This is a genomic window from Methylobacterium sp. JK268 (assembly GCF_054052225.1).
In genome coordinates, this window is the sequence record NZ_JBSVZN010000009.1 from 188,935 (window position 1) to 212,532 (window position 23,598).

Consider the following 23,598-nt stretch of genomic DNA (forward strand, 5'->3'; position numbering starts at 1 on the left):
TGACCCATGGACGAACAGCGCGAGAGCGGCGCGGACGCACCGCAGGACGGGACCGTCGCGCTGCCGCAGGACGGGCTCGCCGAGGTGGCCCTGCGCGACGAGCGCGGCGGCGAGATCGGCGTCACGCTGAAGGTTGGGCCCGCGCCCGATACTCCGGAGGCCGAGGACCCGACCGGCATCAAGACGCTCGCCGGGCGCATCCGCAGCTGGACGAAGCTCGTCGTCGACGGTGAGCCCTACCCGTTCTCGACGGCGCGCGCGCTCGCGCTCCTCCAGCGCTTTCCGCATTTCCATCGCCAGGTCGCCGAGGCGACTGCAGACCAGAGCCGCCAATGATCGACTTCGGCCTTGATGCCTACGACGACCTCCAGGCCGCGCAGGAGGCTGGCATCGACGTGCCCGTCTTCCGCCCGGGCACGGACGAGGTGATGTTCACGATCCGCGTGCACGGGCCCGACAGCGCGCAGCAGCGCCGGGCCGTGGAGCGAGGGCAGGAGGAGAGCGCCGCCCGCGGCGAGCAGCTCCCGCTCACCCGGGACGAGATCACGGCCCAGAGCTGCCTCTTCCTGGCCCGGTGCTGCTCGGGCTGGACGCACCCGTCGGTGTCGTTCACCGAGGAGGCCGCGGCCGAGATGTTCCGGCGCTACGGCGCCATCCGGCAGGCCGTGGACGCAGCGGCGGCCGCCCGCTCGCGTTTTATCAGGCGGTCGCCGACCGCCTCTGCCGCGCCGTCCGCGACGGTCTGAACAAGCGCCCGATTGCACTGCCCCCGGCCGGGGCTCACCTCTGGCGGTGGTTCTGGGACCTCTCCGCCCAGCGCACCGGCAGCGGGTTCGGGCCGAATCCGCTCCAGTTCTCCGAGATCTGCGCCTGGCAGGCCCTCGCGGGTGTGCGGATGAAGACTTGGGAACGCCGGAGCATCTTGAAGATGGATGAGACGTTCCTGGTCGAGCAGGGCCGACGGATCGAGACCGGGGCGAAGGACGAGGAGGCGCTCGGGCCGAACCTGACGCCGGAGATGATGGACAAGGCGTTCGGGTGAGATCAGGCCGCGACGCTCGATAGCGCCCGCTCGACCGCGTCAGGTTCCTTGTCGATGACGATGAGAAGGGTGCGGGCCGCCGGATCGGGGATGCGTCGCTTCTGCTCCCAATCCCGCACCGCGGCAGGTGACAGGCCGAACCGCTGCGCGAACCGCTCCTGCGAGAGGCCGGTCTTCTTGCGGATTGCGGCCACGTCGATCGGGGGAGGCGTGAAGACGCGTGCGGGAGCCATCTCGCCGCGGGCAATAGCCCTGGCCTCCTGTGCGCTCTTGAGAAGGCGCTCGCCAAGTTTCGTCATCATAGCCTCCGCTTCAAAGTTGCAAGTTTTGTCTTAACACCGCTACGATAGTCATCTGCCAGGCAAGACAATTCTGCAGCAAGGGCGTTGCGTTCCGCTTTCGTGAGGTTGTCCCGTTCGCCCTTGTCGATGAGGGCCAGGAGAAACAGGGGAACGTCGTCTCCACCGTAGTAGTGGATCGTCCGATAGCCGCCGCTCTTGCCTTTGCCCTTACCGGCGAACCGCACCTTGCGGGCGCCGCCAGTTCCGGCCATCACGGCGCCCGCCAGCGGGTTGGCCGAGAGCCAAGCCGCCATGGCGAGCACGTCCTCATCGGAGAGCCCGGCATCCGCCGCGTCGGCCTCGAAAGTGGGAGTGGTCAGGACGCCGTGCATGGCCGTTATGTACGGCATTGCCGTAGTCAGGTCAAGGTGAGTCTGTCCCGTCAGGCCTGGCCGCGGGCGCCGAACGGGAAGGCGAATGGGTCAATCCGACGCCCATGCCCGAGAGCGGACGCGTCAGGATGTTTCTCGCAGCGGCTGAAAATTTTATTGGTCGGAGACGGCAGGCGCACATCCTGCGCAGTAGCAGATACAGGGCGAGGCGGTGCGTTCCGGCTCGCTCATCGCGGGAACATCTGTCGGTCGCCGGCTTCTTCCATAAAATGACGTTGATTTTCGCACCATTCAAGCTTTCCAGTCATATTTACTTCAGCCAGGCGCCGTTTTCCTTCAGAAATTACCATCTTATACCACTTTTGAGGCGTCGTACTTTCTCGACCTATTGCAGCAAAAGCGTCCGCGAAGCGGTTCGCAAGCGCTTTGTTGGTGGGTATTTGGTCAGGGCAAAAATTTGCAATCGCGGTGAACCGGGATACCGACCTAGAGGCAGTATGCGCTTCTTGATCGCCAGATCTGCACGTCTCCGTCAGCAGCACGAGCCAGAACAGAGTTGCAACATACCTCATGACCGCTGACCTCGCCGTTCTCGGCCTCGAAATCGATTCTCGCCCTGCGGTAACCGCTTCGGAGGCGCTGGACAATCTTGCGCAGTCGAGCGCGTCGGCCGAGGGTGCGTCGCAGGCGATGCTCGCCGCGATGGATCGCCTCACGGGCGCGCTCAACACGAACACCGGCGCGATCCGCACCGCCGGCGCCGCCTACCGCGAGTTGGGCGGACAGGTCACGACGACCGGAACGAACCTCGACCAGTTCGTCACCCGCGGCGAGCGCGTGATCGGCGCGGTGAACGATCAGGCCCGCGCGGTCCGCGGCGCTGCGGATGCCTGGAAGGCGCTCGATCAGGCCGGGCGCTCGGCGGTGCAGAATTACGACCGCAACGCGCGCGCCAGCCAAGCACTGGGCAGCCTCAGCAGCACCGGCGGCGTGCCGGTGGCACCGCCACGGCCGTCGGGGTCCGGCGGCGAGGGCGAGGCCAGCCAGCGCTTCCGCGACATGCTGATGCGCGACGTCCTTTTCAACGTGAAGGATTTCGGTGAGCAGGTGCTTGCCGGCTCGTCGCCGATCCGGGCCGGCCTGCAGCAGGGGCCGCAGATCGCCGCGCTGATGTCGATGGGCGGCTTCGGCATCACGGATGTGCTGACCTCGCTGTCGAGCAAGGCCACCGCCGCCGCGGGCGCAATTGGCGTACTCGGCGCCGCCACCGGCGGATTTGCGGTCGCGGTCGGCCTCGCGGTCGCCGCGCAGCAGAGCTACTCGGCAACGCAGGTGCAACTCGCCCAGAACCTCTCGGGAGTTGGACGCGCCTCCGGCACCACCGCGCAGCAGATCAACGCCATCGCGGCGGCTTCGGCCTCGGCCGGCGGTGTTTCCGTGCGTCAAGCGCGCGAGATGGCCGGCGCCTTCGCGGCGACCGGCCAGATTGGCGCCGAGATGTATTCGGGCCTGATCCGCACGACCAAGGACTATGCGGCGACCACCGGCCAGGATCTCGCCACCGCGCAGCAGGAGGTCGCTCGCGCCTTCGCGGATCCCGCGAAGGGCGCCGAGATGCTGAACGCCCGACTTGGCTTCCTGAACGACACCAGCCTGACCACCGTCCAGCGTCTTTCTGCGCAGGGCGACCGGCTCGGCGCGCAGCGCGCCCTGTTCGACGCCTACGCCGGCAGCCTGACCAAGGCGACCGAACTCACGTCGGGCTGGGGGCACATCAGCGAGACCGTCGGCACCACCGTGTCGAACTTCTGGGATCGCATCGGCCGCGCCGCCGACAAGGCGCTGACCGGCGGCTCGCTCGACGAGCGCCTCGCCAAGGCGCGGCAGCGGCTTGCGGATGCCGAAGCCGCCGAGCAGTCCGGCAATCCGTTCTACTCGACGCGACATACAGAAGGGTTGCGGGCTGGCGTCAGCGCGCTCCAGGCGCAGGTCGACCAGCGCGAACGCCAAAGCCAGCAGGCGCGGGCGAACCTCAACAGCATCGACATCGGCAACCTGCCGCGCTCCATCGATCCGACGAGCGAGGCGCTGCGCGAGGCCGAGGACCGGGCGCAGAAGTTGCGGCGCGCGATTAGCGACCCGATCACCTTCGGGCTGACGCCGGCGACGCTGGCCGCCACCGAAGCGGCGATGGAGCGGATCGCGCGGCAGGCGATGTCGATGCGCCAGGACATCGAGAAGTTCGGCGACGCCGGCACGGCCGCGATGGTCCGGGCCGCCGAATTAGAGAACCGCACCGCGACCATGGCGCCGGCGGGGCGCGAGGCCGCGCAGCGCCAGGAGGCTTACCAGAACGCGCTCCGTGCCAAGGGCCTCGACCCCAACGCCACCCGAGCGGACGTGCTCGCGCGGTACAACGGGCAGCTGGCGAACGACAACCTTGATGCGCGGGACGCCCGCGCGATTGCGAATGCCCGCGACGAGGCGCTGAAAGCGGTCACCGAGCGCGAGAACCTGCAGAAGGTCCGCGACCTTGGTAATGACACGACCCGTCAACAGTCTTACCGTCAGACCAGCCGTTATTCGACGAACATCCGTGACGTGCCCGAGCAATATCGCGGCACTGTGTACGAAGCTGCAATCAGTCAGGGTCTTGAGCCCGACTTTCTCGCTTCGGTCTTCCGTCGAGAGAGTCGATTTCAGCCGGACATCATCAGCGGCCGTATCGTCAGCCCAGCAGGCGCGATTGGTCCGTTCCAGTTCATGCCGTCGACCGCCGCCGGCATGGGCGTCGATCCGCTCGACTTCACGAGTTCGGCCTTCGGTGCCGCACGCATGCTGCGAGAGCGTCTGAACGCGCGCAACGGCAATGAGGCGCTCGCGCTGGGCGACTGGAACTGGGGCCTGGGCAATGTCAATCGCGTCGGCGGAGACGTGACCCGGTTCCCCGCCGAGACGCGCGGCTTCATCGCGGAGGTTCTTCAGCAGCGACCGCAGGCGGCCGACATGGTCGCCGCCGAGCGCGAGCGCCAGACCAGCCTGCGGCAGGAAGCCGAGGCGCTGCGCCTCGCGAAGGAGGCCAACGGCCAGGATGCGGAAGGGCTGCGTGCCCGTACCGACGCGCAGCAGGCGATCATCCGTGAGCAGGGCAGGGGTGTCGAAGTCTCGCGGGAGTACGCGGCGACGTTGAGTGCCGAGGCCGCGGCGCGCGCGCGGATCGTCACCGAACAGCGCGTGCTCCAGTTCAGCACCGACAACGCCTTCGAACTGCGCCAGCTTGGACGCTCTGCCGACGAACAGGCGGCCTATGCACGGGCCCGCCAAGTCGTCGGAGACGACACCTCGCGCGATGCGCAGAGCGTCGCGCAGCAGGCCTTCCGCACGAACGAGCTGAAGGACGCGCGCACCACCTTCCAGGACACGACCAGCACCTTCATCACGACGCTCCTCCGAAGCGGAAGCGCGGCGCAGGCGGCCACCAGCGGGTTGCAGATGCTCGAAGAGAAGCTTTTGCGGTGGAGCATCGACCAGCTGGGTGCCGGGCTGTTCGGCGGCTCGGGTTCGTCTTCGGGCGGGCTCGGCGGATTGCTGGGGTCGTTGTTCTCCGGTTCGCGCGGCCTTCCGACGATGGCCCAGGGCGGCATGGGGCCGGATCTCCCTGCGGCTGCTAGCTCGGGCGGCTTCCTTTCCAGCCTCGCTGGCCTGTTCGGCTTCGCCGACGGCGGTCCCGTCTTCGGCCCCGGCGGCTCCCGAGAAGATCGCGTGCTGGCCCGGCTCTCGCCCGGTGAGTTCGTGGTCAGCGCGGCCGCTGCCTCGCGCAACCTCGGCCTGCTACACGCGATCAACAGCGGCGGCATGCGCGGTTACGCGGACGGCGGCTTGGTGGGGCAGGGCGCCTACCCGATGCCGCCGTCCGCGGCCTCGTCACCCGCCGCGGGCCAGACGGCCGGCCCCACCTTCATCGCCCACATCACAACGCAGTCCACCGGCGACGACGCCCAGGACCAGCGCAACGCGCAGGCGAACGCCCAGGCGTTCCGCCAGGAGTTCGATCGGATGTGGACCGCCCGGACGCAGAACGAGATGCGGCCCGGCGGGATGCTCCACGCCGCCGGGGCGAGGCGCGCTTCCTGAAACCACACCGACGAGACGCCGATGAACCGACGCTCCTATCTCGGCCTGCTCGCGGTTGCGCCTGTGGTGAGCTTTGCCGGACTCGCGATCCCGACGGCCCTGACGAAACGTCGTGCGGCTCGTGTGGCGTCGGGGAATGGGAGTTGCGCTGTCAGCGCCGACCAGATCGCCCGCAGTACCATCAGCGCCGACCAGATCGCGGCCAGAAGCATCTCCGTCGGCAAGATCTCGCCGCACGCGTTCGAGACCCGGATTGATCTGCCCGCGTCCGGGCAGGACCGCCTGATTGGGCGCTGAGCTTCGGCGCGTGACCGTGCCTTCCCGCCGCGGCCCCGGGCGTCGGGCTGCCCACGTCAAGGACCAGCCCATGAGCCGTCCGAACGGAAAGCCTCCGATCGACCGCACCGCCGAGACCGCTCACCCGGTGCCCCAGCCCCCGGTTCCGTCTGCCACCGCCCCGGCCGAGGCCGGCCCGTTGCCGGGCGGTGGCTTCGCGACGCCCACCGTCGAGAACGAACCGCCCTGCCTGTTCGTGGGCGGTTCCGGCATGAGCCAGGTCGACCTCCTCGAGATGGCGCTGATGTTCCTGCTGCAGATCTCCGGCTCGCCGGTCGTGGTCGAGAAGGGTGCGCTGCGCACGCAGGTGCTGTCGGCTGAGCGCGTCGCGCAGCTGAGCGACAGCGCCCGCCGCTTCGTGACCCCCGTGGGCGAGCATTGAGCCCCTCTACCCAGGAGACATCGTCATGACGAACCAGACCCTCGACATCGGGGTGAACCTCAATTCCGTGGTCCGCGGCCAGCCCGTCGCCATCTTCCGGCGCGGCTTCGACGCCTACGCCATGCGGGGCAAGCTGGTGCTCCACGGGACGGACGGTACGAGGGCAGAGGGCGCCATCGTCGCCTCCGAGGTCGGCCGGTTCTACGGGCTGTGCCAGCGCTTCATCGGCCAGAACATCTTCGCCGGTCCCGCCGCGGCGGCCACGCCCGGCTACTACGCGCCGGACGCCGCCCTGTTCGACGGTATCGAGGCGGCCGACACCGACGCGCGCGCACTGCATCCGATGGAGCCGTACACGGTGCTCCTCGTGATCCTCACGCACTCGTACGTCTCGACCGCGGCGATGTCTCAGGCCGCCTCGGGCTGAGGGCTGGCTCGTGGCCTACCCGGCCTTCCCGACGCTGGGGATCCGTCCCTACGGCCCGGTGACGCCCGGCTCCTCGAAGCCGGGCAAGGCCGCTGTGCTCACCGCGAGCTTCGGCGACCGGTATTCGCAGCGGACTGGGGACGGCATCAACCCGCTCGCCCGGGACTTCAACTATCGCTCGATCCTGCTGCCGGCCGATAAGATCCAGCGGCTCGAAGCATTTCTCGTCGAGCGGGCAGGCTACAAGCCGTTCACGTTCCAGGTTCCGTTCGAGCCGGCGCCGCGCCAGTTCATCTGCGACAGCTGGAACACCGACTATTCCGACGCGCTCTACAGCACGCTTACGGCGACATTCAGGGAGAACTTCGACCCGTGACCACGCCGAACACGGCGATCCTGCGCGCCGGCCAGAGCCTCACGCCTGGTGACCTCGTGGCCCTGTTCATCATCGATCTCTCGCCGCTCAATGTGAACCAGCAGTTCGCCTTCACGAGCGAGGCCGACAAGAACCGCGGCGTGATCCAGTTCCGCGGCATCCGCTACACGCCCCTCGACGTGAAGGCCGAGGGCTTCGCGTTCACGAACCAGGGCGCCATGCCCCAGCCGAAGATCTCGGTGTCGAACGCCACGCGGATGATGAGCTCTGCAGCCCTGCTCTACCAGGACCTCATCGGCGCCCGGCTCTACCGTACCCGCACCTATGCGCAATTTCTGGACGGGGCACCGCTGGCGGACCCGGAGGCGGCCTACGCCCAGGACGCCTACCGCTTCGAGCAGAAGATCGAGCACAGCAAGCGGCAGATCGTCTGGAGCCTGGCCTCGGACATGGACCAGGAGGGCCGGCAGCTGCCCGGCCGGACGATCATCCGCGAGATCTGCATGTGGCGGTACCGGCGCTGGGATCCTGCGGCGGGCGCCTTCAACTACGACCACGTCGAGTGCCCTTACACGGGCGACAAGGCGTTCGACCGCTTCGGCAATCCGACCACGTCGGACAAGGACGAACCGTCCCGCCACGTCAACACCTGCTGCAAGGTGCGCTTCGGCGCGCGGGCGCAGCTCCCCTTTGGAGGATTCCCAGGTGTCGCTCGCGTTCGCGCATGACGATGGGCTGAGCACCCGCTGGGCGCAGGCCGTGGACGCCCACAAGCGGCACGCCGCGGCCAGTTGGCCCGCGGAGGCCGGCGGGCTGATCCTGCCGGATGGCAACTACGCTCCCCTGCGCAACGTGGCGGGCGATCCGCTCACCGAGTTCGAGACCGACCCGGTCGAGGTGGCGGCGGTCAGCGGCCATGCCTACGCCGCGGTGCTGCACTCGCACTGCTCGATCGAGGATCCGCGCACGGGCCAGGTCACGCCTCCGCCGGCCTGCCCATCGGGCGAGGACATGCGTGCTCAGATGGACACCGCGGTTCCCTGGGGGATCACGCTCTGCGTCTCGGCCGGCTGCTCCGACCCGTTCTGGTTCGGCGATCAGGTGCCCCGCGCGCCGCTGCTCGGGCGCCCCTTCGTCCACGGCAAGTGGGACTGCTACTCGCTCGCCCGCGACTGGCATCGCGAGTTCGTCGGCATCGAGATCCCGGACGTCGCCCGGGAACCGGACTGGTGGAAGCCGCACGTCGACCGCCCGCCGCTCGACCTCTACGCCGACGGCTTCGCCCGAGCCGGCTTCGTGCGCGTGGGGACCGACGGGCGCCCGCGAGAGGCGGGCCCACTGCCCGGAGACTGCTTCCTCTGTCGTGTCCGATCCTCGGTGATGAACCACAGCGGGGTCTACCTCGGCGGCGGCCTGATCCTCCACCATCTGGCGCACCAGCTGTCCGGCCGCGACCCCGCCTCCGTCTGGCGCTCCAAGCTGTCCTTCCTGATCCGCCACCGCGACCTTCCCGACGATTGGAGGCCACCGGATGCTGCGCACGATTAGGCTCTACGGCTCGCTCGCCGAGCGGTTCGGCCCTTCCTTCCGACTGGACGTGCGCTCCCTCGCGGAGGCCTGCCATGCGCTGGGTTGCCAAATCCCGGGCTTCCGCGCGGCGATCGAGGAGGGCCGATTCCGGGTCACCTGCGGGACCGCCAGGCGGGCGCGCACGGCGGTCGACGTGACGCCGGACCTGATCACCTTCGGGCTGCCCGCCGGAGACCTCCACATCGTACCCGTGGTGCGGGCCCGGAAGTCGGGCGTGGGGGTCGGCAAGATCATCGTCGGCACCCTGATCGCGGCTGCGACGTGGTGGATGGGCGGACCCGGCTGGCTGATCGGGCTCGGGGCGAGCCTCGCGCTGTCGGGCGTCTCCACGATGCTCAGCCCGAAGCCTAAGGAGCAGAAGGAGCGCAAGTCCTACATGTTCCAGGGCGGCGACAACGTCAGCGAGGAGGGCATCCCGGTTCCCCTCTGCTTCGGCCTCTGCATGGCGAACCCCATCACGATCAGCGCCGGCGTCTCGGTCGCCAATACGACCGGCCGCGCGACGGGTCTCGGATAGCGACCAGATGGACGACCTGAGTGACAGCGGCCCCGTGTTCGGGCCGGACGCCGACGTGCGATCTCTGGAGAGGACGGCGCCGGGCGCGCCCGCGGCCATCCGCGGCCGCAAGGGCTCGTCGGGCTCCGGCAAGGCCGGTGGGTCGGCGTCCAGAGCGCCCGACACCCTGTTCTCGAACGCCACGGTCCGCCTCGTCGACCTGATCTCGGAGGGTGAGATCGAGGGCGTCGTGGGCGGCCTGCGGGGCGTCTACATGAACGACGTGCCGGTCCAGAACGCCGACGGCACCTACAACCAGAAGGGTCTGACGGCGGAGTTCCGCGTGGGGGCGCCGGACCAGCCGTACATGGCCGGCCACCCGGACGTGGAGACCCCGCAGAGCGTTGGGGCCACGGTCAGGAAAGCCACGCCGGTCACCACGGTGCTCTCCATCGGCGAGGCCGACCGCGTCCGGGTGATCATGGAGCTGCCGGCGCTATTCCTGGCCAAGTCCGACGGCAGCGTTCGCGAGAACACCGTCACGTTCCGGATCGAGGTCCGGTACTCCGGCGGTCCCTGGGTCAATCCGATCGGCGATGTCACGATCACCGGCAAGAATACCAGCCCGTTCTACTGCAATTACGAGTTCCCGCTGCCGGTCAACCCAGCCGGCGCGTCACCGCCATGGAGCGTGCGGGTCACCCGTCTGACCGATGACACGGAGGGCTTCAACAACAGTCAGAACAAGTGGACGAGCCAGAGCGACATCATCTTCTTCTCGCTCACCGCGGTGCAGGACAGTAAGTTCTCCTACCCGCACTCGGCAGTGGTGGGTCTCACCGCAGACTCGTCGCTGTTCGGCTCGTCGCTGCCGGCTCGCACCTACCTGGTGAAGGGCATAAAGTGCCAGGTTCCTGCGAACTACGATCCCGAAGCGCGGACCTACACCGGGATCTGGGACGGAACGTTCAAAGAAGCCTGGACCAACAACCCGGCCTGGGTCTTCCACGAAGTTTTGCGGAACAATCGCTTCGGCCTCGGCCAATTCATCGACCCGGCAACCGTCGACAAGTTCACGCTCTACAACATCGCGGCGTACTGCGACGTGATGGTGTCCGACGGCAAAGGCGGGCGGGAGCCGCGGTTCACATTCAACGGGCAGATCACCCAGCAGGCCGACGCCTTCGACCTGTTGCGACAGATCTCGGCCATCTTCCGGGGCATGGCGTTCTGGTCGACGGGCACCGTCACGGCGGTCCAGGACCGGCCCGACGACGTGCGCGCCCTGGTCACGCCGGCCAACGTGATCGACGGCCTGATCACCTACTCGTCGTCCGCCCGCAAGGCTCGGCACACCGTCGCTCTGGTCACGTGGAACGATCCCGACAACCTGTTCAAGCCGCAGATGGAGGTCGTTGTTCACGACGAGGGCGTGGCCCGCTACGGCTACAATGTCACCAAGGTGGACCTCCTTGGCTGCACCTCGCGCGGCCAGGCGCACCGCGAGGGTCTGTGGCGACTCCTCGTTGAGAACTACTGCACCCAGACGGTGAGCTATCAGGCGGGCCTTGACCACGCGGTGCGCCGGCCGGGCGACGTGATCGCGATTGCCGATCCGGCGATCTCGAACCTCGATCTTGGTGGTCGCCTCCTCGCCGGCTCGACCGCTCAGCTGCTGCACCTCGACCGTCCCGTAACGCTCAAGGGTGGGGTCCAGTACGAGATCTCGGTGGTGATGCCCGACGGCACGGTGGCCGAGCGGCAGATCACGACGGCGGCGGGCTTCGACATAACGCAGGTGGCGGTGGCACCTGCACTGCCCTCGGCGCCGGATCCCGCGGCGATGTGGCAGATCATCGGCGACGTCGTCCCGCAGTTGTTCCGTATTGTCTCCATCGGCGAGAGCCAGCCACACGTCTACGACGTGTCAGCGCTCGAATATGAACCCTCGATCTATGCCGCCGTGGACGACGGGGCCGCTTTCGCGCCACTTAACATCAGCGAGCTCCCCAACATCGTCTTGCCGCCGATGAACATTACCGTGCGGGAGTCAACCTACTTCGAGATCGGGTTGCCGCGGCAGTCGCTGCTTCTCAGCTGGACGGCCGGCCAGCCCTTCAACTCGGTGGCCTACCACGTCACCGCCGTGAAGCCGAACGGGACGCTGATCGCGTTGCCGAAGACGGCGAACACGTCCGTCGAGATCCTCGACGCGTCGAGCGGCGACTGGATGTTCGTGGTTCAGGCCGAGGGCCTTGGCGGTCGGGTGTCGAACGCAGTGACCCTCGCGTACACGGTCTCGGGCTGGATCGGCCTCTCCGGGCCGCAGATCACCGGCCTCGCGCTCAAAGGCGGCGGCACCACCTTTTCCGGCACCGCGCCTACCCTCACCTGGGGGCTAACGTGGCCGGACGGGGTCGCCCCCTACCCGGTGCGCTACGTGGTTCGGGCCTTCGACCCGGTCACGAACGCGCTCCTCCGCCAGGAGATTGTGGCGCAGGCCTCGTACACCTACTCGTTCGAGCGGAACGTGGCGGACGGAGGGCCGCGGCGCACGATCAAGTTCGCTGTGGCGGCGGTCGATGCGATTGGGCGCGAAGGCTTGTCGGCCGCGGTCACGGTAACCAACCCGCCCCCGGCCGCGATCACACCGACCCTGATATGGACGACTGCCTCGGTCGTCGTCTCCTTCGCGCAGCCCCTGGACACCGACTTTGCCGGGGTCCTCGTGTGGATGTCGAAGGTGTCGGGCTTCCAGCCCAGCGCCGCCACGGTCGCTGTCGACACATCCTCGAACCCAATCTTTATCCCGGGCGAGACCAACGTCACCTACTACATAAGGGTGGCGGGTTACGATACTTTCGGGAAGGACCCGACGCAGCTCAACATCGGACCCGAGGTGAGCATCACCACCTCGGATTGGCTGATCGACACCCAAGCACCGGATCGGCCGCAGGGTCTCGCGCTGACAACCACCCTTACGGTCACCGCGACCGGGGTTGCCCTCGCGTCGATTGCCGCGACCTGGAATGGTGTCACAAGCAAGAACTTGGCCCGCTATCAGTTCGAACTGGCCGAGGGCGATGGCAAGGCGGCCGACACATCGTGGATCCGCCGCGAGGTCGACGCAGCCCAGCCGCGGGTGACGTGGGACGGCCTGAAGCCCGGCGTCGTCTATGCCGGGCGGACACGGTCGCTCAACATGTGGGGCTACTGGTCGGCGTGGTCGGACATAAAGACGATCCGTGCGGCCCTGAACACGGCCAAGCCCGGGGCGATCACCGGCTTCGCGGTCAGCGCGGCGCTCCAGTCGGCATCCCTCTCCTGGGTCAACCCCGGCGACCTCGACCTTGAGGCCGTCGAGGTCTGGACCGGGACCTCCTCTCCGGCGACGCGCATGGCCGTGGTCGCGGCGCCCGCGGCCTTCTACGTGGACGCAACCCTGGGGACCGCCGGCACCGCCACCTACTGGATCCGCCCGGTCAACTCCTCTGCCACCGTCGGCGACTACGTCGGCCCGAAGACCGCAACCTCCATCCAGCTCACGGGCGCGGCGCTGGCCGCGGGCGTGATCGACGCCACCAAGCTCGCCGCCTCGATCGTGCCTCCGACCGCGGTGTCCACCCTGCCGGACGCCTCGAAGTGGACGGGGTCGAAGCTCGTCCTGAACGGCGCGGACAGCAAGCTCTACCGGCTGAGCGGCGGCGCCTGGGTCTCGGCGGCGGACCCGGTCGATGTCAATTCCACCATCGCCGCCGCCAAGATCAAGGCGGCCCAGATCACCGATCAGCTCACGGACGCCCAGATCGCCGGGCTGTCAGCCGCCAAGGTCGCCGGCACCCTGTCCGATAGCCAGCTCGCCGGCATCTCGGCGTCCAAGCTGGTCGGGCAGGTGGTCTCGGCCCAGATCGCTGCTCTCGACGCCTCGAAGATTGCTGGTCAGCTCAGCGACAACCAGATCACCGGGCTGTCGGCCGCTAAGCTCGCCGGTCAGATCACCTCGACGCAGATTACGGACAGCGCGATCTCGACGCCGAAGCTCGCGGCGGGCGCCGTAGTCGCGAGCACGATCGCGGCGGGCGCTATCACGGCCTCCAAGCTCCAGGTCGCGAGCGCGAACGTCGCCTACAATGGCGACCTGTCCCAGGGCACGAAGGGCTGGGCCTGCACCTACGCCTCCAACTCCGCGTCTCCGGGGAATTTCGCGGCGGGCTCCGATGGGATCTACCGCCCGGCCGGCATGCCCGCCTTGGGTTGCCTCTTCTGGGGCACGTGGGCCGGCACAGATTATTTTGAGGTCGCGAATACCCGCGTCGGCCCCACCGGCGTCTCCAGCCCCTACCCTGTCCTGACCGGGCAGCGGATCGAGGCGTCCGCCTGGGTAGGCTCGCACCGCTGCAAAGCTGCGATGGGCCTGCGCTTCGCGGACGCCTCGGGAGCGATCGTTGCCGAGGTGTGGAGCCCCACCATCACCAACCGGCAGCCGGCCGGCACCTCGCCCAACAATCCCGACGACCGGCTCGGGGTGATCGCCACCGTGCCGGCCAAGGCGGTGTCCGTGACGCCGATCTTCCGCGCCACCGGCACCGGGGACGCCACTCCGGTTCTGATCGTCTCTGCCCTGATGATCGCGACCCCCGCACCGGGTCAGACGGAGCTGAGCCCCTACGTGCCGGCCGGTGTGACGACCATCGACGGGAGCAACATCTTCACGGGGTCAGTTGGCGCGGACAAGATCGTCGCGAAGTCGATCACCGCAGGGCAACTCGCCGCGGGCGCGGTCACAGCCAACGAGATCGCCGCCAACACCATCGTCGCCGGCAACATCGCGGCCGGCGCGATCACGGCGACCCAGATCGCCGCTCAGACGATCGTCGCCGGCAACATCGCGGCGGGCGCGGTCACGGCCAGCAAGCTGGCCATCAGCTCGGCCAACTACGCCTTCAACGGTGACTTGTCCCAGGGCACCAAGGGCTGGAGCAATGCCTACAACTCCAAGGGCGCCACGATCGCCAACTTCGATGTGGGTGTTGAGGCTCAGTGGCGCCCGGCCGGAATGCAAGCGCTGAGGGCGGGCTTTCAGGGCACCTGGACCGGTAAGGACTTCTTCGAGGTTTGGCAGGGCAGATTGGCGGCCTCTGGCGCATCCAGCGCCTACCCGTGTCTCCCAGGACAGCGGGTCGAGGCATCGATCTGGCTCGGCGCCCATCGATGCAGCGCGGCACTGGTCCTCCGCTTCATCGATGCCACGAACGCCGCCGTTGGAGACTTCGTCAGTCCCACCTTCACCGATCACGCGCCAAACGGCACCCCTCCGAACAACCCGGCTGACCGGGTCGGCGTGATTGCCACGGCTCCGGCCACCGCTGTGGCCTACTATCTGATAGTCCGTGCCGCAGGAACCGGCGAGAGCAGCCCCTATTTGTTCGTCGCGGCATTGATGATCGCGACTCCAGCCGCGGGTCAGACAGAGCTTAGTCCCTACGTTGACCCAGGCGTTACGACGATCGATGGCGCCAATATCTTTACTGGATCCATCTCCGCAGATCGGCTCGTGGCTCGCTCGGTCACAGCGATGCAGATCCAGGCCGGGACCATCACCGGCAACGAGATCGCGGTAAACAGCATCACGGCGGACAAGCTCGTCGCAAACTCGATCACCGCGGGGCAGATCGCGGCCGGCGCCATTGGTGTGGATCAGCTCGCTGCCGGCGCGATCACCGCCGACAAACTCGGCATCGGCCTCAACACGGGCAATCTACTGTTCAACTCGGATTTTCAGACCAATATTGCGGGGGTCGCCTACAACTGGATCTCGGACAATCGCTCCGACATAACCACGCTCGGTTGGGACAACTATTGGTGCCCTAATGGCATGGGCGCCGTCTGTGTGCATCGGACGGGCCTGGACGGTGCCAGCGGCCCGGTCATCGACATTCGTCTTGAGCGGCGCACCGCCTCGGGCTGGGACAAGCGCTACCCCGTCGTAGCGGGGCAGTGGTATGAGTTCTCCGCTTACGTCTCGATCCACCGCTGCGGCGCGCAGCCGATCCTCGCGTGGCAAAGTCAGGACGGCGGCGACCTCGGCGCTACATACGGCACCTACATCACCGAACCGGGGGGTACCCGGGGCTCCCTGGCCGGCATGGCGCGGGTCTATGTGATTGCCCAGGCTCCGGCCAACTCGGCCAGCGTGGTCCCGCTGCTGCGCACGGCCCTCAACGGTGGATCGAACATCTACACGTTTTGGACTGGCCTCTACTTGGCGAAGGCGGTCCCGAACCAGCGGACGCCCTCAGACTGGGCACCTGGGGCCAATACGGTCATCGACGGCGGCCAGATCGCGACGCAGTCGATCATAGCGGCCAGCATCGCGGTCGGGACCCTGACCGGCGATCGGCTCGCGGCCAACACCATCACCGGCAACCAAGTCGCCGCGCAGACACTGAGCGGGTGGCACATCCAGGCCAACTCAATCTCCGCGGACAAGATCCAGGTCGGAGGCGGGCAGTCACTGACCTCATGGCTCTACGGCCCCGACACCACCAAGATCAACGGTGGTGCCATCGCCGCAAACAGCATCTCCGCCAACAGCCTGAAGATCGGAGCCCGCGGCCTCGTTATATCCGGCATCGAATTCACGGCGGACAAGAACAGCGGGAGGGTCTCTTGGTCGGGCGGAACGGTCGGCTGGACGGATGATTGGGGAAATCCGGTTTCAACCAATGTCGATAGCGGCTACGTTGATTGGAAGGGTTGGTTGACGATTGTCTGGATCAAGGGGCGCAAATATCTAGACTGGGCTAACGACAGTAACGGTGGATGGCAGCGGGATTATGCCAACCCCGACGCGGTGCCGATGGCCTTCTACTCGGGCTGGACGGGATTGAACGTGCTCAAGGGGGGGAGCACGGTCGACGGAGCCCGCATCATCACCGGCTCGGTCAGCACCGCCCAGCTTGCCGCCGCCGCCGTGCAGGCCGACAAGATCGCGGCCGGAGCCATCCAGGCCCAGCATATCGGGGCCGGGCAGGTGACGGCCGACAAGATCTCGGGTGGTACGATCTCAGGCGGCAACATCTACGTCGGCGACGGCCGGCTACGCCTGGAGTCCAGCGGCGGCCAGTCGCGCATGATCGTCGGTGCCGGCGCAAACATGTGGGTGGCGCGGATCGTGCTCGGCAACCTCGACCCCTGGACCAACAACTCCGGCCGCTGGGGCCTGATGATATGGAACGAGGCCGGAAATCTCATCCTCAACACGGACGGGGTCAACGGCCAGGGCATCTGGGCAAACTCGATCACGGCCGACAAGCTCAACGTCGGCGCCCTGTCCGCCGTCACTGCAAACCTCGGCGCGGTCACGGCGGGCGTCGCGCAGTCGGGCGACGGCAAGTTCGTGATCGACTTCAATGGCAAGTTCCTCTCGATCTCGGACTGAGCCCTGGTCACGCGCGTCATCATCGGAAGCCACCCGAATATCGGGCACGTGGGGCTCTTCGTCTCGAAGCCCGGGGTCGAGGCGACCACGGCTGACCGCACCGACCGCAGCCAATTCCTGATCTCGACGGATTTCACCGACCGCCGCCCATTCCGGATCCTCACCGCGGGCCAGACCAACACCAACACGGCGATCAACCTTCCGGGCTCGGTCAGCTCGCTCGGGGGCGAGCCGCTCCTCGTCTACCGGCCGATGACGGACTCAACCAGCGAGCGCGCGCAGAAGCTCTACGGCGTCAGCAATGATGGGAGCGGAAACGCCTACTCCGGGAGCGAGTTCTATAATCGACTAATCGACGGCAATCCTGCCTACTTCATCGTCTACGTCAACGGAAGCCAGAGTTCTACGGTCCTCATCAAATACATGGTCCTGCTGTTCTGATGGCTGAGCGGATCCGCCTGACCCCGACCGTCGTGAAGGTGTCGAAGCCGGGCTTCGACGTGAACTCGGCGCGCGACGCCGACCTCCTGCTGTCGCTGGGGCTGCGGACCGGGCAGATCATCCAGCGCGGCTATGCGCCCGCCCCGACCCCGACCTCGTCCAGCTCGCAGACGGGCCGCGCGATCTGGAACATGACCATCGGCTTCCCGGCGCAGGCGACCACGCCGGACTTCTGGTTCGGCCTCGACCACGGCGGCTCCGATGTCGGCAACGTCGTCAATTCCTGGGCGCCCGTGGTCGCCGTGACCCTGGGGTTGAGCAGCGTGGCCCTTCGCATCGACACCCTCAACGGGACGCAGGCCGGTCCGCCCGGCTTCTCCGGCCTGATCTACGCGATCTTCCGAAAGCGCATCACGGGGTAGGCCCATGTATTTCGGCCTCAACGGTCCCGACTTCATCCGAGTGCAGCGCAATGCGCAGTCGCCGATCGGTGATGCGCTTGACCCTGATGTTCTCTTCTCAGGAACATACGACGATGGTCAGGTTTATTTCTATCAACTTGCCGTGTCGGTAGCGTCGAACAGTTCACAGAACTATGAAGTACAATTCGGACGTAATTTCGCGAACGTGCCGCTAGTGATCGGCTGCCTGAAGACCTCGCAGAGTCTCGTTCAGAACGGTGCGACACAATTCAATTCCGGAGAGTACCTAGCTCCTTGCAGGTATACTTACAATCGTTATGGCACAGGCCGTATCGTGAATTGGGGCTTCGAGTTCACTGCCTATAAGGACAGGCTTGCCGTGACGGTCAACGGTCTCTCTGGCACCTGCACCTTTTTTGTTTTGGATGTCTGACGATGACCACGCTCATCACCTACGACCCCGTCTTTCGCAATCTCACCGGCACCTGCGCAACGACGCAGCCCGACGAGGTCGCCACCGCGATGCGCGCAGCCGGCGCGGCCCTGATCGCCCACGAGGGTCCGATGCCGGGCTCCTTCGAGGCGCTCTACGTGGACGCGGACGGCAAGCTCCGGCTCCGAAAGCCGCTCCCCGACGCCATCCGGCTGGCCGACCTGACGGTGGACGCCGCCTACACGGTCCCCACCTTCCCGGACCTCCCGGAGGCCGGTGTGGTCGAGCCGCCGGCCGGGACCGTGCTGCCGACCGGAGTGACCTCGCAGGTGCGGATCCGCGCGCCGCGCTACCTCGACCACGTCTACCACGTCCACGTCTGGACGCCGGCCGACGAGAAGGCCTCGCTCCTGGCGTGGGCTGCCAACCGGCGATGGGAGCTGGAGCAGCTCGGAGCCCCCTGGCAGGGCCACCGGGTCGCCACGGACGACCGCTCCAAGATCCTGCTGATGGGCTCCGTGATGGCGGCGCAGGTCACCGGGGCGAGCTGGAGCACCGTCTGGGAATTCGTCGGTGGCGAGGGCGTGCGGGTCACGGGGGCGGATGTGACCGCGATGTCACTGGCCGTCCAGGACTACGTCAACCGGCTCTTCGTGATCTACGACGGCATCAAGGGCCAGATCGCCTCGGGCGGGATCACGACCACCGACGCGATCAAGGCCGCGTTTCTTGCCGGCCTTGCCGGCTGATCCCCCGAGGACCGCGGCAGCCTGATCGCGGCGGCTCGTCTCCCATGAGGAATCCATGACCGTGCTGCTCAATGCAGCGGCGTTTTTCGACGCCGTTCGCGCCTCTGTGTTCGCCGGCTCCCTCACTCAGTGCCAGGTGGACGGCATCAACCGGCTGCTCGCGGCCTTCACGCTCTACGGTTCCGGAGACCGCCGACATCTCGCCTATGGGCTCGCCACGAGCCGTTGGGAAACGGGCGCGCGGATGATGCCGGTTCGCGAGGGCTTCGCGAAGTCCGACGCTGAGGCGCGGGCCGCGGTGGCGCGGCTGTTCGCGGCTGGCCGGATCCGCTCGAATTACGCGCTGCCGAACAAGGCTGGGCTGTCGTTCTACGGCCGCGGCGACGTGCAGCTGACCCACGAGACCAACTACATCACGATGGAGGCGCTGCTCGGGTTGCCGCTCGCCACCAATCCAGACCTCGCCCTCGATCCGGCCGTGTCGGCCCGCATCATGTGGGAAGGCCTCCTTCGCGGCCTCTCGAACCGCGGCGACTTCACGGGCAAGTCCCTGGAGGACTTCATCCACGGAAGCACCTGCGACTACGTCGGCGCGCGGCGGACCGTGAACGGCACCGACCACGCCGAGGACATCGCGCGGTTCGCGCGCGCCTTCGAGGCGGCGCTGATCGCCGGCGGCATGCCGGCCCAGGTGGCGACTGTGTCGGCGCTGACCGCTGGCGCGAGGCCGATCCCGGAGAGCGTGGTGCCTCGCCCGCCGGTCGCGCCGGTCGGCACCGCCCCGGTGGCCGGCGGCCTCTTCAGCGGCGTGCTGGCGCGCCTGCGGGCGAAGTGGCCGGCCGCGCCCAGCGCCTGACTTAACCCCTTGGCGCTTCCGGGCGGTTCGACCCGCGCCGGCTTGGCTCGCCGCGCAATCCCTCCCACCGAACGAGGATCTGAATCATGGCCGGCGGCATCATCGGCGGCGCGATCGCGAGCGCCGTTTCGGGCGGGATCAGTGCGGTCCTGCCGGACATCACCTCGACCCTCAAGATCGTGCTGGAGCGGGTAATCCCCGATCCGGCGGCGCGCGACGCGGCCGCTCAGCAGATCGCGCAGATGATGGCCGACCGCGAGAAGGCGATCTTGGATGTCGTCGCCAAAGAAAGCGAGCAGCAGGCCGCGATCAACCTGCAGGAGGCGCAGAGTCCGTCCTGGTTCGTCGCCGGCTGGCGACCTGCCTGCGGCTGGATCTGCACGCTCGGGTTCGCCTACTCGTTCATCGTCGCCCCGATCGTCACTTGGGCTACCGCGATCGTCGGGGCGGCCCTCGGCATCGCGTTTCCGCCGCCGCCCACGCTCGACAACAGCTCGCTCCTGACCCTGCTCGGCGGCCTGCTCGGCCTGGGCACCCTGCGCATGGCCGAGAAGATCAACGGCGTGGGAACGGCGAACCTCACGGCCCCGCTGCCTGGTGCCCTATCGCTGCCGGCGCCGCGCCCGGCCCTGACCATCGCCCGGCGCTGACCTCGACGAGCGGAGAATCCCGATGCTGCTCCCGATCGCGCGCCGCACGGCCTCGCACCCCGCCGGGCCCTACAGCTCGCATCGCCTGTTCGAATGGGCGATGGCCGTGATGATGCTCTCCATCGCCCTGACGCTCGCGCTGCCGGGCGATACCATGGAGAGGGCTTCGCTCAAGCCGATCGCCGATCTCGGGTTGGGCGAGAGCAGCATGGCGACGTTCTTCGGCATCGCGGGCGTGCTGCGGATCATCGCGCTCTACTTCAACGGCTACCTCAACAACGGCTTGGTCAGGCCCAACGGGGCCAATATCCGGGCTATCTGCGCCGGCTTTGGCGCGCTGATCATGGGGCAACTCACCCTCGCACTGGTGGTGGATGCCTTCTCGTCGGAGGCCCCCTCGTTTGTGATTCCGGTGTTCGGCACACTCGCAGTCTTCGAAGCCGTGAGCTGCTACGTCGCGCGTGTCGATGCCGTCGATCGCCGGACGCGGCTGGGCGAGGCTCTGGCCGCTCTGGAGCAGGCACGCTGATGGAGCAACTGATCGCCCTTCTGCCGCTCCTCGCCACCATGCCGGCGCTGCAGGTGATCGTTGCCGGCATCACGGCCGTGGTCTGTGTCGCGATGGTGCTGCGCGCCAATCGCGACAAGCTCGATGCGCCGCCGCCGGCTCCTGGCGGGCCTGGTGACGCGCTGCTGCATTTTCAGGGGCCGGTTGCCCTTCTCGACATCCAACGCGAGATCCGGGACGTGCTCCGCCAGTGCGCGGACCATCAGGACCGCATCGCGGAGCACACACGGGGCATCCATGACGAGGCCCGGCGCCAGACTGAGATCCTCGACCGCATCGATCGTGAGCAGGCGGTGCAGGGGAGAGCGGGGAGGGAGCATTGAGCCGGTCGGGATTGTATAGGCGCGGTAAGACCTCGGTACGCCGCGGATCGGCCAACGATGCGTTGCAAGGCATCGACCTCCTGCACGATCGAGTTGAATTGATTCGCGATTTCCGTGTTCGTTCTTCCACTGGCGAAACAAATCTGGTTTCGTTCTTCGGCGATGACAAGCGTTTAGAGAGCCGCGGAACCATGTCACGGAAGTCTCTCGACCTTACTCTGTCGTATCTGAGAGCGCTCGATCGCACCAGAAGCGCGAATGATGTCGTCCTTCTTCTGCTTGATGTTCTAAAGTCCTATGGAGTCGAGTTCGCCTTGGCCGGCATCCTTCCAGATCGGACGGCATCAGCAAGAATTCAGCTCTCGCATGCGCTCATAAATCATATACCAGTGGAATGGACGAAAAGATATCTTTCTCGTAATTACATAGCGCATGATCCAACAATCCACTATTTATCGAAATCTCAAGATCCATTTTTATGGTCTGATATATTAGATATATGTGGGAAGAAAGATGTCGAGGCGAGGGTGTTGCAGGAGGCGAGCGAATTCGGTATTCGCTCCGGCATCACGATCCCACTGCTGACGCTCGAAGGGTGCCTCGCCGGAGCAAGCTTCTCGGGCCGCTACTTCGACGTTGAGCCAGAACAAGTGGGCGTCTTGCAGCTCATAGCGACCTACGCGTTCGCACGACTGCTCCTGCTCCAAGGGAGCGCCCCAAGGGCACCGGTTCGTCTCACGGAGCGCGAGCGCGAGGTGCTCCAATGGTCGGCTGAGGGCAAGACCGCGTGGGAGATCGGGGAGATCCTTGCCATCTCCGGCAAGGGCGTCGAGTACCATCTCGCGTCCTCGCGCGCTAAGCTCGGCGCCCTGAATGGCGTGCAAGCGGTCGCCGCGGCGCTCAGGCTTGGCCTCATTCACTAGGGTCAAAACTCAATCAGCTTGGCCGCGTGAAGGGCTGCTGAGGGTGGATCTCTGCCCTTCGTGGAGACGCGCCTACAGGGCAGGAATGCGCTCTGCTGGGACGCTTGGGATCGTCGTTGCTCCCTCGGTCTTGGTGCGATCCGATGAGGTGATCAGGTGAACAGACGATATGCCTTGGCCGACCTCAAGGCCGCGGCTGCAGCGTGATCCGCTCCAGCGCGTGCACAGAATTCGCGCCCACGCACGTTCGGCATCCTCGTGGTTGATCGCAGTAGCTTCGGCCTGGAAAACGTCACTCGATGATTTCGTCAGCCTGAGCAAGCACCGTCGGTGGAGGGGTGATGTTTAGTGCTCTTGCAGTTGCAAGGTTTATGCATAATTCGAAGCGCATTGGCTGTTCGACAGGCATGTCGGCGGGCTGCTCGCCCTTGAGTATGCGGTCGACGAAGTAGGGCACGCGGCGCGCAATTCCGCGCTGGTCTGTCCCGTAGGAAAGGAGCGCTCCAGCCACCGACAGTTCCCGCACCCAAGAGCAAATCGGCAATCCTCGGGCCAACGCGAGTTTCGCGATCTTGTCCTTACCGAGATAGAAGAGACTCTCGCCGTTGATCACAACAGCTTGCATACCTTGATCTGACATCTGCGAAAAGGCACTGTCGATTCCGTCAATATTTTTGACCTGATAAGCCGTCGCCCTCATCCCAAGTCGAGCAGCAGCGGCGTTCGATTCCTCTATATAAGAGGTCGATATTCTATTGGCGGGATTTACAAGTATCGCAACTTCCGACAACGAGGGAATGACACGCTTCAAATATTCGACCCGCTTGGCAGCCAGACCCACGCCGAAATTTGTCAATCCCGTTGCGTTACCGCCTGGCCGCCTAATGCTTGTGACAAGATTGATCCCAATTGGATCGGAAACATACATGAAAACAATAGGTATTGTGGAAGTGGCACGCTTTACATAAGGAGCAGCTCCACCGACTCCGACAATGACATCCGGTGAAAGCGCAACAAACTCGGCCGCCATGGATTTGAAAAGATCTGGTGTTTCGTTAGGAAAACGGTGCTCCAGTACAATACTGTCCTTTGAATATCCGAGCGCCTCGAAACCCTCCAACAGAGCATCGAAAAACGGCGCTTCCTCGTGCGCATTACCGGCATGCCAAAGGATGCCGATTCTGGGAACACGCCGATTCCCTTGCGCCAGCACCGGCCATGTACCTGCGCCTGCAATCAGCGTCAGGACGGCGCGGCGGTTCATCATGTTTCGTGATCGAAGCTTCATCGCGCGTCCCACCAGAACCATTGATATGGTAGCATAAACCCGCAAACG

General features: G+C 66.3%; 24 protein-coding genes. 21 read left to right on the forward strand and 3 right to left on the reverse strand.

The features are described 5' to 3' along the window. The first annotated feature begins 6 nt into the window (after positions 1-6). Genes ACW9J6_RS12095 through ACW9J6_RS12105 form a run of 3 tightly spaced genes read left to right on the forward strand, consistent with a single transcriptional unit; the run spans position 7 to position 1,042 of the window. On the forward strand, positions 7-336 hold the full coding sequence (locus ACW9J6_RS12095) for a hypothetical protein (RefSeq protein WP_457116719.1): 330 nt from the start codon (positions 7-9) through the stop codon (positions 334-336). After that, on the forward strand, positions 333-746 hold the full coding sequence (locus ACW9J6_RS12100; protein WP_457116720.1) for a hypothetical protein: 414 nt from the start codon (positions 333-335) through the stop codon (positions 744-746). Before ACW9J6_RS12095 ends, ACW9J6_RS12100 begins: the two co-directional genes overlap by 4 nt. Positions 747-763: 17 nt before the next feature. Beyond that, positions 764-1,042: a phage tail assembly chaperone gene (locus ACW9J6_RS12105; protein ID WP_457116774.1), complete on the forward strand. Its 279-nt coding sequence runs from the start codon at positions 764-766 to the stop codon at positions 1,040-1,042. Between the two features lie 2 nt (positions 1,043-1,044). Here the strand turns inward: ACW9J6_RS12105 and ACW9J6_RS12110 are convergent, their stop codons facing one another. Together ACW9J6_RS12110 and ACW9J6_RS12115 are read right to left on the reverse strand one after the other, a co-directional pair. Beyond that, complete coding sequence (locus ACW9J6_RS12110; protein ID WP_457116721.1) at positions 1,045-1,341, reverse strand: helix-turn-helix domain-containing protein; 297 nt, start codon at positions 1,339-1,341, stop codon at positions 1,045-1,047. Further along, positions 1,341-1,715, reverse strand: a complete 375-nt coding sequence (locus tag ACW9J6_RS12115) for a type II toxin-antitoxin system RelE/ParE family toxin (protein ID WP_457116722.1) — start codon at positions 1,713-1,715, stop codon at positions 1,341-1,343. Before ACW9J6_RS12115 ends, ACW9J6_RS12110 begins: the two co-directional genes overlap by 1 nt. A 570-nt stretch (positions 1,716-2,285) precedes the next feature. On the opposite strand from ACW9J6_RS12115, the gene ACW9J6_RS12120 reads away from it, so the two are divergent. The 18 genes from ACW9J6_RS12120 (at position 2,286) to ACW9J6_RS12205 (ending at position 22,262) form a co-directional block, all read left to right on the forward strand. Further along, complete coding sequence (locus tag ACW9J6_RS12120) at positions 2,286-5,849, forward strand: phage tail length tape measure family protein (RefSeq protein WP_457116723.1); 3,564 nt, start codon at positions 2,286-2,288, stop codon at positions 5,847-5,849. Positions 5,850-5,870: 21 nt separating this feature from the next. Continuing rightward, positions 5,871-6,146 carry a hypothetical protein gene (locus ACW9J6_RS12125; RefSeq protein WP_457116724.1) on the forward strand — a complete coding sequence of 92 codons (276 nt, stop codon included), beginning with the start codon at positions 5,871-5,873 and terminating at the stop codon, positions 6,144-6,146. Between the two features lie 70 nt (positions 6,147-6,216). Then, a complete protein-coding gene (locus ACW9J6_RS12130; protein WP_457116725.1) occupies positions 6,217-6,567 on the forward strand; it encodes a hypothetical protein in 351 nt (116 codons plus the stop codon). A 25-nt stretch (positions 6,568-6,592) separates the two neighbouring features. Further along, positions 6,593-6,994, forward strand: coding sequence for a hypothetical protein (locus ACW9J6_RS12135; RefSeq protein ID WP_457116726.1), 402 nt, complete (start codon positions 6,593-6,595; stop codon positions 6,992-6,994). Positions 6,995-7,004: 10 nt separating this feature from the next. After that, positions 7,005-7,370, forward strand: coding sequence for a phage tail protein (locus tag ACW9J6_RS12140; protein ID WP_457116727.1), 366 nt, complete (start codon positions 7,005-7,007; stop codon positions 7,368-7,370). Next, positions 7,367-8,098 (forward strand): phage minor tail protein L, encoded by a 732-nt coding sequence (locus ACW9J6_RS12145; protein ID WP_457116728.1) that lies wholly within the window; start codon positions 7,367-7,369, stop codon positions 8,096-8,098. Before ACW9J6_RS12140 ends, ACW9J6_RS12145 begins: the two co-directional genes overlap by 4 nt. Next, a complete protein-coding gene (locus tag ACW9J6_RS12150) occupies positions 8,076-8,918 on the forward strand; it encodes an NlpC/P60 family protein (RefSeq protein WP_457116729.1) in 843 nt (280 codons plus the stop codon). The genes ACW9J6_RS12145 and ACW9J6_RS12150 overlap by 23 nt, the downstream gene beginning before the upstream one ends. After that, positions 8,902-9,477, forward strand: coding sequence for a tail assembly protein (locus ACW9J6_RS12155; RefSeq protein WP_457116730.1), 576 nt, complete (start codon positions 8,902-8,904; stop codon positions 9,475-9,477). The genes ACW9J6_RS12150 and ACW9J6_RS12155 overlap by 17 nt, the downstream gene beginning before the upstream one ends. A 7-nt stretch (positions 9,478-9,484) precedes the next feature. Next, on the forward strand, positions 9,485-16,897 hold the full coding sequence (gene gpJ / locus ACW9J6_RS12160; RefSeq protein WP_457116731.1) for a TipJ family phage tail tip protein: 7,413 nt from the start codon (positions 9,485-9,487) through the stop codon (positions 16,895-16,897). 48 nt (positions 16,898-16,945) lie between these two features. Beyond that, positions 16,946-17,338 carry a hypothetical protein gene (locus tag ACW9J6_RS12165; RefSeq protein ID WP_457116732.1) on the forward strand — a complete coding sequence of 131 codons (393 nt, stop codon included), beginning with the start codon at positions 16,946-16,948 and terminating at the stop codon, positions 17,336-17,338. Further along, positions 17,338-17,760 (forward strand): hypothetical protein, encoded by a 423-nt coding sequence (locus ACW9J6_RS12170; RefSeq protein ID WP_457116733.1) that lies wholly within the window; start codon positions 17,338-17,340, stop codon positions 17,758-17,760. Before ACW9J6_RS12165 ends, ACW9J6_RS12170 begins: the two co-directional genes overlap by 1 nt. Before the next feature lie 4 nt (positions 17,761-17,764). Further along, positions 17,765-18,193 (forward strand): hypothetical protein, encoded by a 429-nt coding sequence (locus tag ACW9J6_RS12175; RefSeq protein WP_457116734.1) that lies wholly within the window; start codon positions 17,765-17,767, stop codon positions 18,191-18,193. A gap of 2 nt (positions 18,194-18,195) precedes the next feature. Then, positions 18,196-18,942: a DUF4376 domain-containing protein gene (locus ACW9J6_RS12180; RefSeq protein WP_457116735.1), complete on the forward strand. Its 747-nt coding sequence runs from the start codon at positions 18,196-18,198 to the stop codon at positions 18,940-18,942. A 55-nt stretch (positions 18,943-18,997) separates the two neighbouring features. Beyond that, the gene (locus tag ACW9J6_RS12185; protein WP_457116736.1) at positions 18,998-19,798 is read left to right on the forward strand and encodes a glycoside hydrolase family 19 protein; all 801 of its coding nucleotides are present in this window, start codon (positions 18,998-19,000) and stop codon (positions 19,796-19,798) included. Between the two features lie 86 nt (positions 19,799-19,884). Then, on the forward strand, positions 19,885-20,448 hold the full coding sequence (locus ACW9J6_RS12190) for a 3TM-type holin (protein ID WP_457116737.1): 564 nt from the start codon (positions 19,885-19,887) through the stop codon (positions 20,446-20,448). A gap of 22 nt (positions 20,449-20,470) precedes the next feature. Further along, on the forward strand, positions 20,471-20,977 hold the full coding sequence (locus ACW9J6_RS12195; protein ID WP_457116738.1) for a hypothetical protein: 507 nt from the start codon (positions 20,471-20,473) through the stop codon (positions 20,975-20,977). After that, positions 20,977-21,339 (forward strand): hypothetical protein, encoded by a 363-nt coding sequence (locus ACW9J6_RS12200; protein ID WP_457116739.1) that lies wholly within the window; start codon positions 20,977-20,979, stop codon positions 21,337-21,339. The genes ACW9J6_RS12195 and ACW9J6_RS12200 overlap by 1 nt, the downstream gene beginning before the upstream one ends. 62 nt (positions 21,340-21,401) lie before the next feature. Then, positions 21,402-22,262, forward strand: a complete 861-nt coding sequence (locus tag ACW9J6_RS12205; RefSeq protein ID WP_457116740.1) for an autoinducer binding domain-containing protein — start codon at positions 21,402-21,404, stop codon at positions 22,260-22,262. A 292-nt stretch (positions 22,263-22,554) separates the two neighbouring features. Here the strand turns inward: ACW9J6_RS12205 and ACW9J6_RS12210 are convergent, their stop codons facing one another. Further along, positions 22,555-23,529 (reverse strand): ABC transporter substrate-binding protein, encoded by a 975-nt coding sequence (locus ACW9J6_RS12210; protein WP_457116741.1) that lies wholly within the window; start codon positions 23,527-23,529, stop codon positions 22,555-22,557. Positions 23,530-23,598: the final 69 nt, after the last annotated feature.

What these genes read in the sequence shown, in the direction of transcription:
- ACW9J6_RS12095 (WP_457116719.1), top strand. Translation starts at nt 7, where the DNA reads ATGGACGAACAGCGCGAGAGCGGCGCGGACGCACCGCAGGACGGGACC.
- ACW9J6_RS12100 (WP_457116720.1), top strand. Translation starts at nt 333, where the DNA reads ATGATCGACTTCGGCCTTGATGCCTACGACGACCTCCAGGCCGCGCAG.
- ACW9J6_RS12110 (WP_457116721.1), bottom strand. Translation starts at nt 1,341, where the DNA reads ATGACGAAACTTGGCGAGCGCCTTCTCAAGAGCGCACAGGAGGCCAGG.
- ACW9J6_RS12115 (WP_457116722.1), bottom strand. Translation starts at nt 1,715, where the DNA reads ATGCACGGCGTCCTGACCACTCCCACTTTCGAGGCCGACGCGGCGGAT.
- ACW9J6_RS12120 (WP_457116723.1), top strand. Translation starts at nt 2,286, where the DNA reads ATGACCGCTGACCTCGCCGTTCTCGGCCTCGAAATCGATTCTCGCCCT.
- ACW9J6_RS12125 (WP_457116724.1), top strand. Translation starts at nt 5,871, where the DNA reads ATGAACCGACGCTCCTATCTCGGCCTGCTCGCGGTTGCGCCTGTGGTG.
- ACW9J6_RS12130 (WP_457116725.1), top strand. Translation starts at nt 6,217, where the DNA reads ATGAGCCGTCCGAACGGAAAGCCTCCGATCGACCGCACCGCCGAGACC.
- ACW9J6_RS12135 (WP_457116726.1), top strand. Translation starts at nt 6,593, where the DNA reads ATGACGAACCAGACCCTCGACATCGGGGTGAACCTCAATTCCGTGGTC.
- ACW9J6_RS12155 (WP_457116730.1), top strand. Translation starts at nt 8,902, where the DNA reads ATGCTGCGCACGATTAGGCTCTACGGCTCGCTCGCCGAGCGGTTCGGC.
- gpJ (WP_457116731.1), top strand. Translation starts at nt 9,485, where the DNA reads ATGGACGACCTGAGTGACAGCGGCCCCGTGTTCGGGCCGGACGCCGAC.
- ACW9J6_RS12170 (WP_457116733.1), top strand. Translation starts at nt 17,338, where the DNA reads ATGGCTGAGCGGATCCGCCTGACCCCGACCGTCGTGAAGGTGTCGAAG.
- ACW9J6_RS12175 (WP_457116734.1), top strand. Translation starts at nt 17,765, where the DNA reads ATGTATTTCGGCCTCAACGGTCCCGACTTCATCCGAGTGCAGCGCAAT.
- ACW9J6_RS12180 (WP_457116735.1), top strand. Translation starts at nt 18,196, where the DNA reads ATGACCACGCTCATCACCTACGACCCCGTCTTTCGCAATCTCACCGGC.
- ACW9J6_RS12185 (WP_457116736.1), top strand. Translation starts at nt 18,998, where the DNA reads ATGACCGTGCTGCTCAATGCAGCGGCGTTTTTCGACGCCGTTCGCGCC.
- ACW9J6_RS12190 (WP_457116737.1), top strand. Translation starts at nt 19,885, where the DNA reads ATGGCCGGCGGCATCATCGGCGGCGCGATCGCGAGCGCCGTTTCGGGC.
- ACW9J6_RS12195 (WP_457116738.1), top strand. Translation starts at nt 20,471, where the DNA reads ATGCTGCTCCCGATCGCGCGCCGCACGGCCTCGCACCCCGCCGGGCCC.
- ACW9J6_RS12200 (WP_457116739.1), top strand. Translation starts at nt 20,977, where the DNA reads ATGGAGCAACTGATCGCCCTTCTGCCGCTCCTCGCCACCATGCCGGCG.
- ACW9J6_RS12210 (WP_457116741.1), bottom strand. Translation starts at nt 23,529, where the DNA reads ATGATGAACCGCCGCGCCGTCCTGACGCTGATTGCAGGCGCAGGTACA.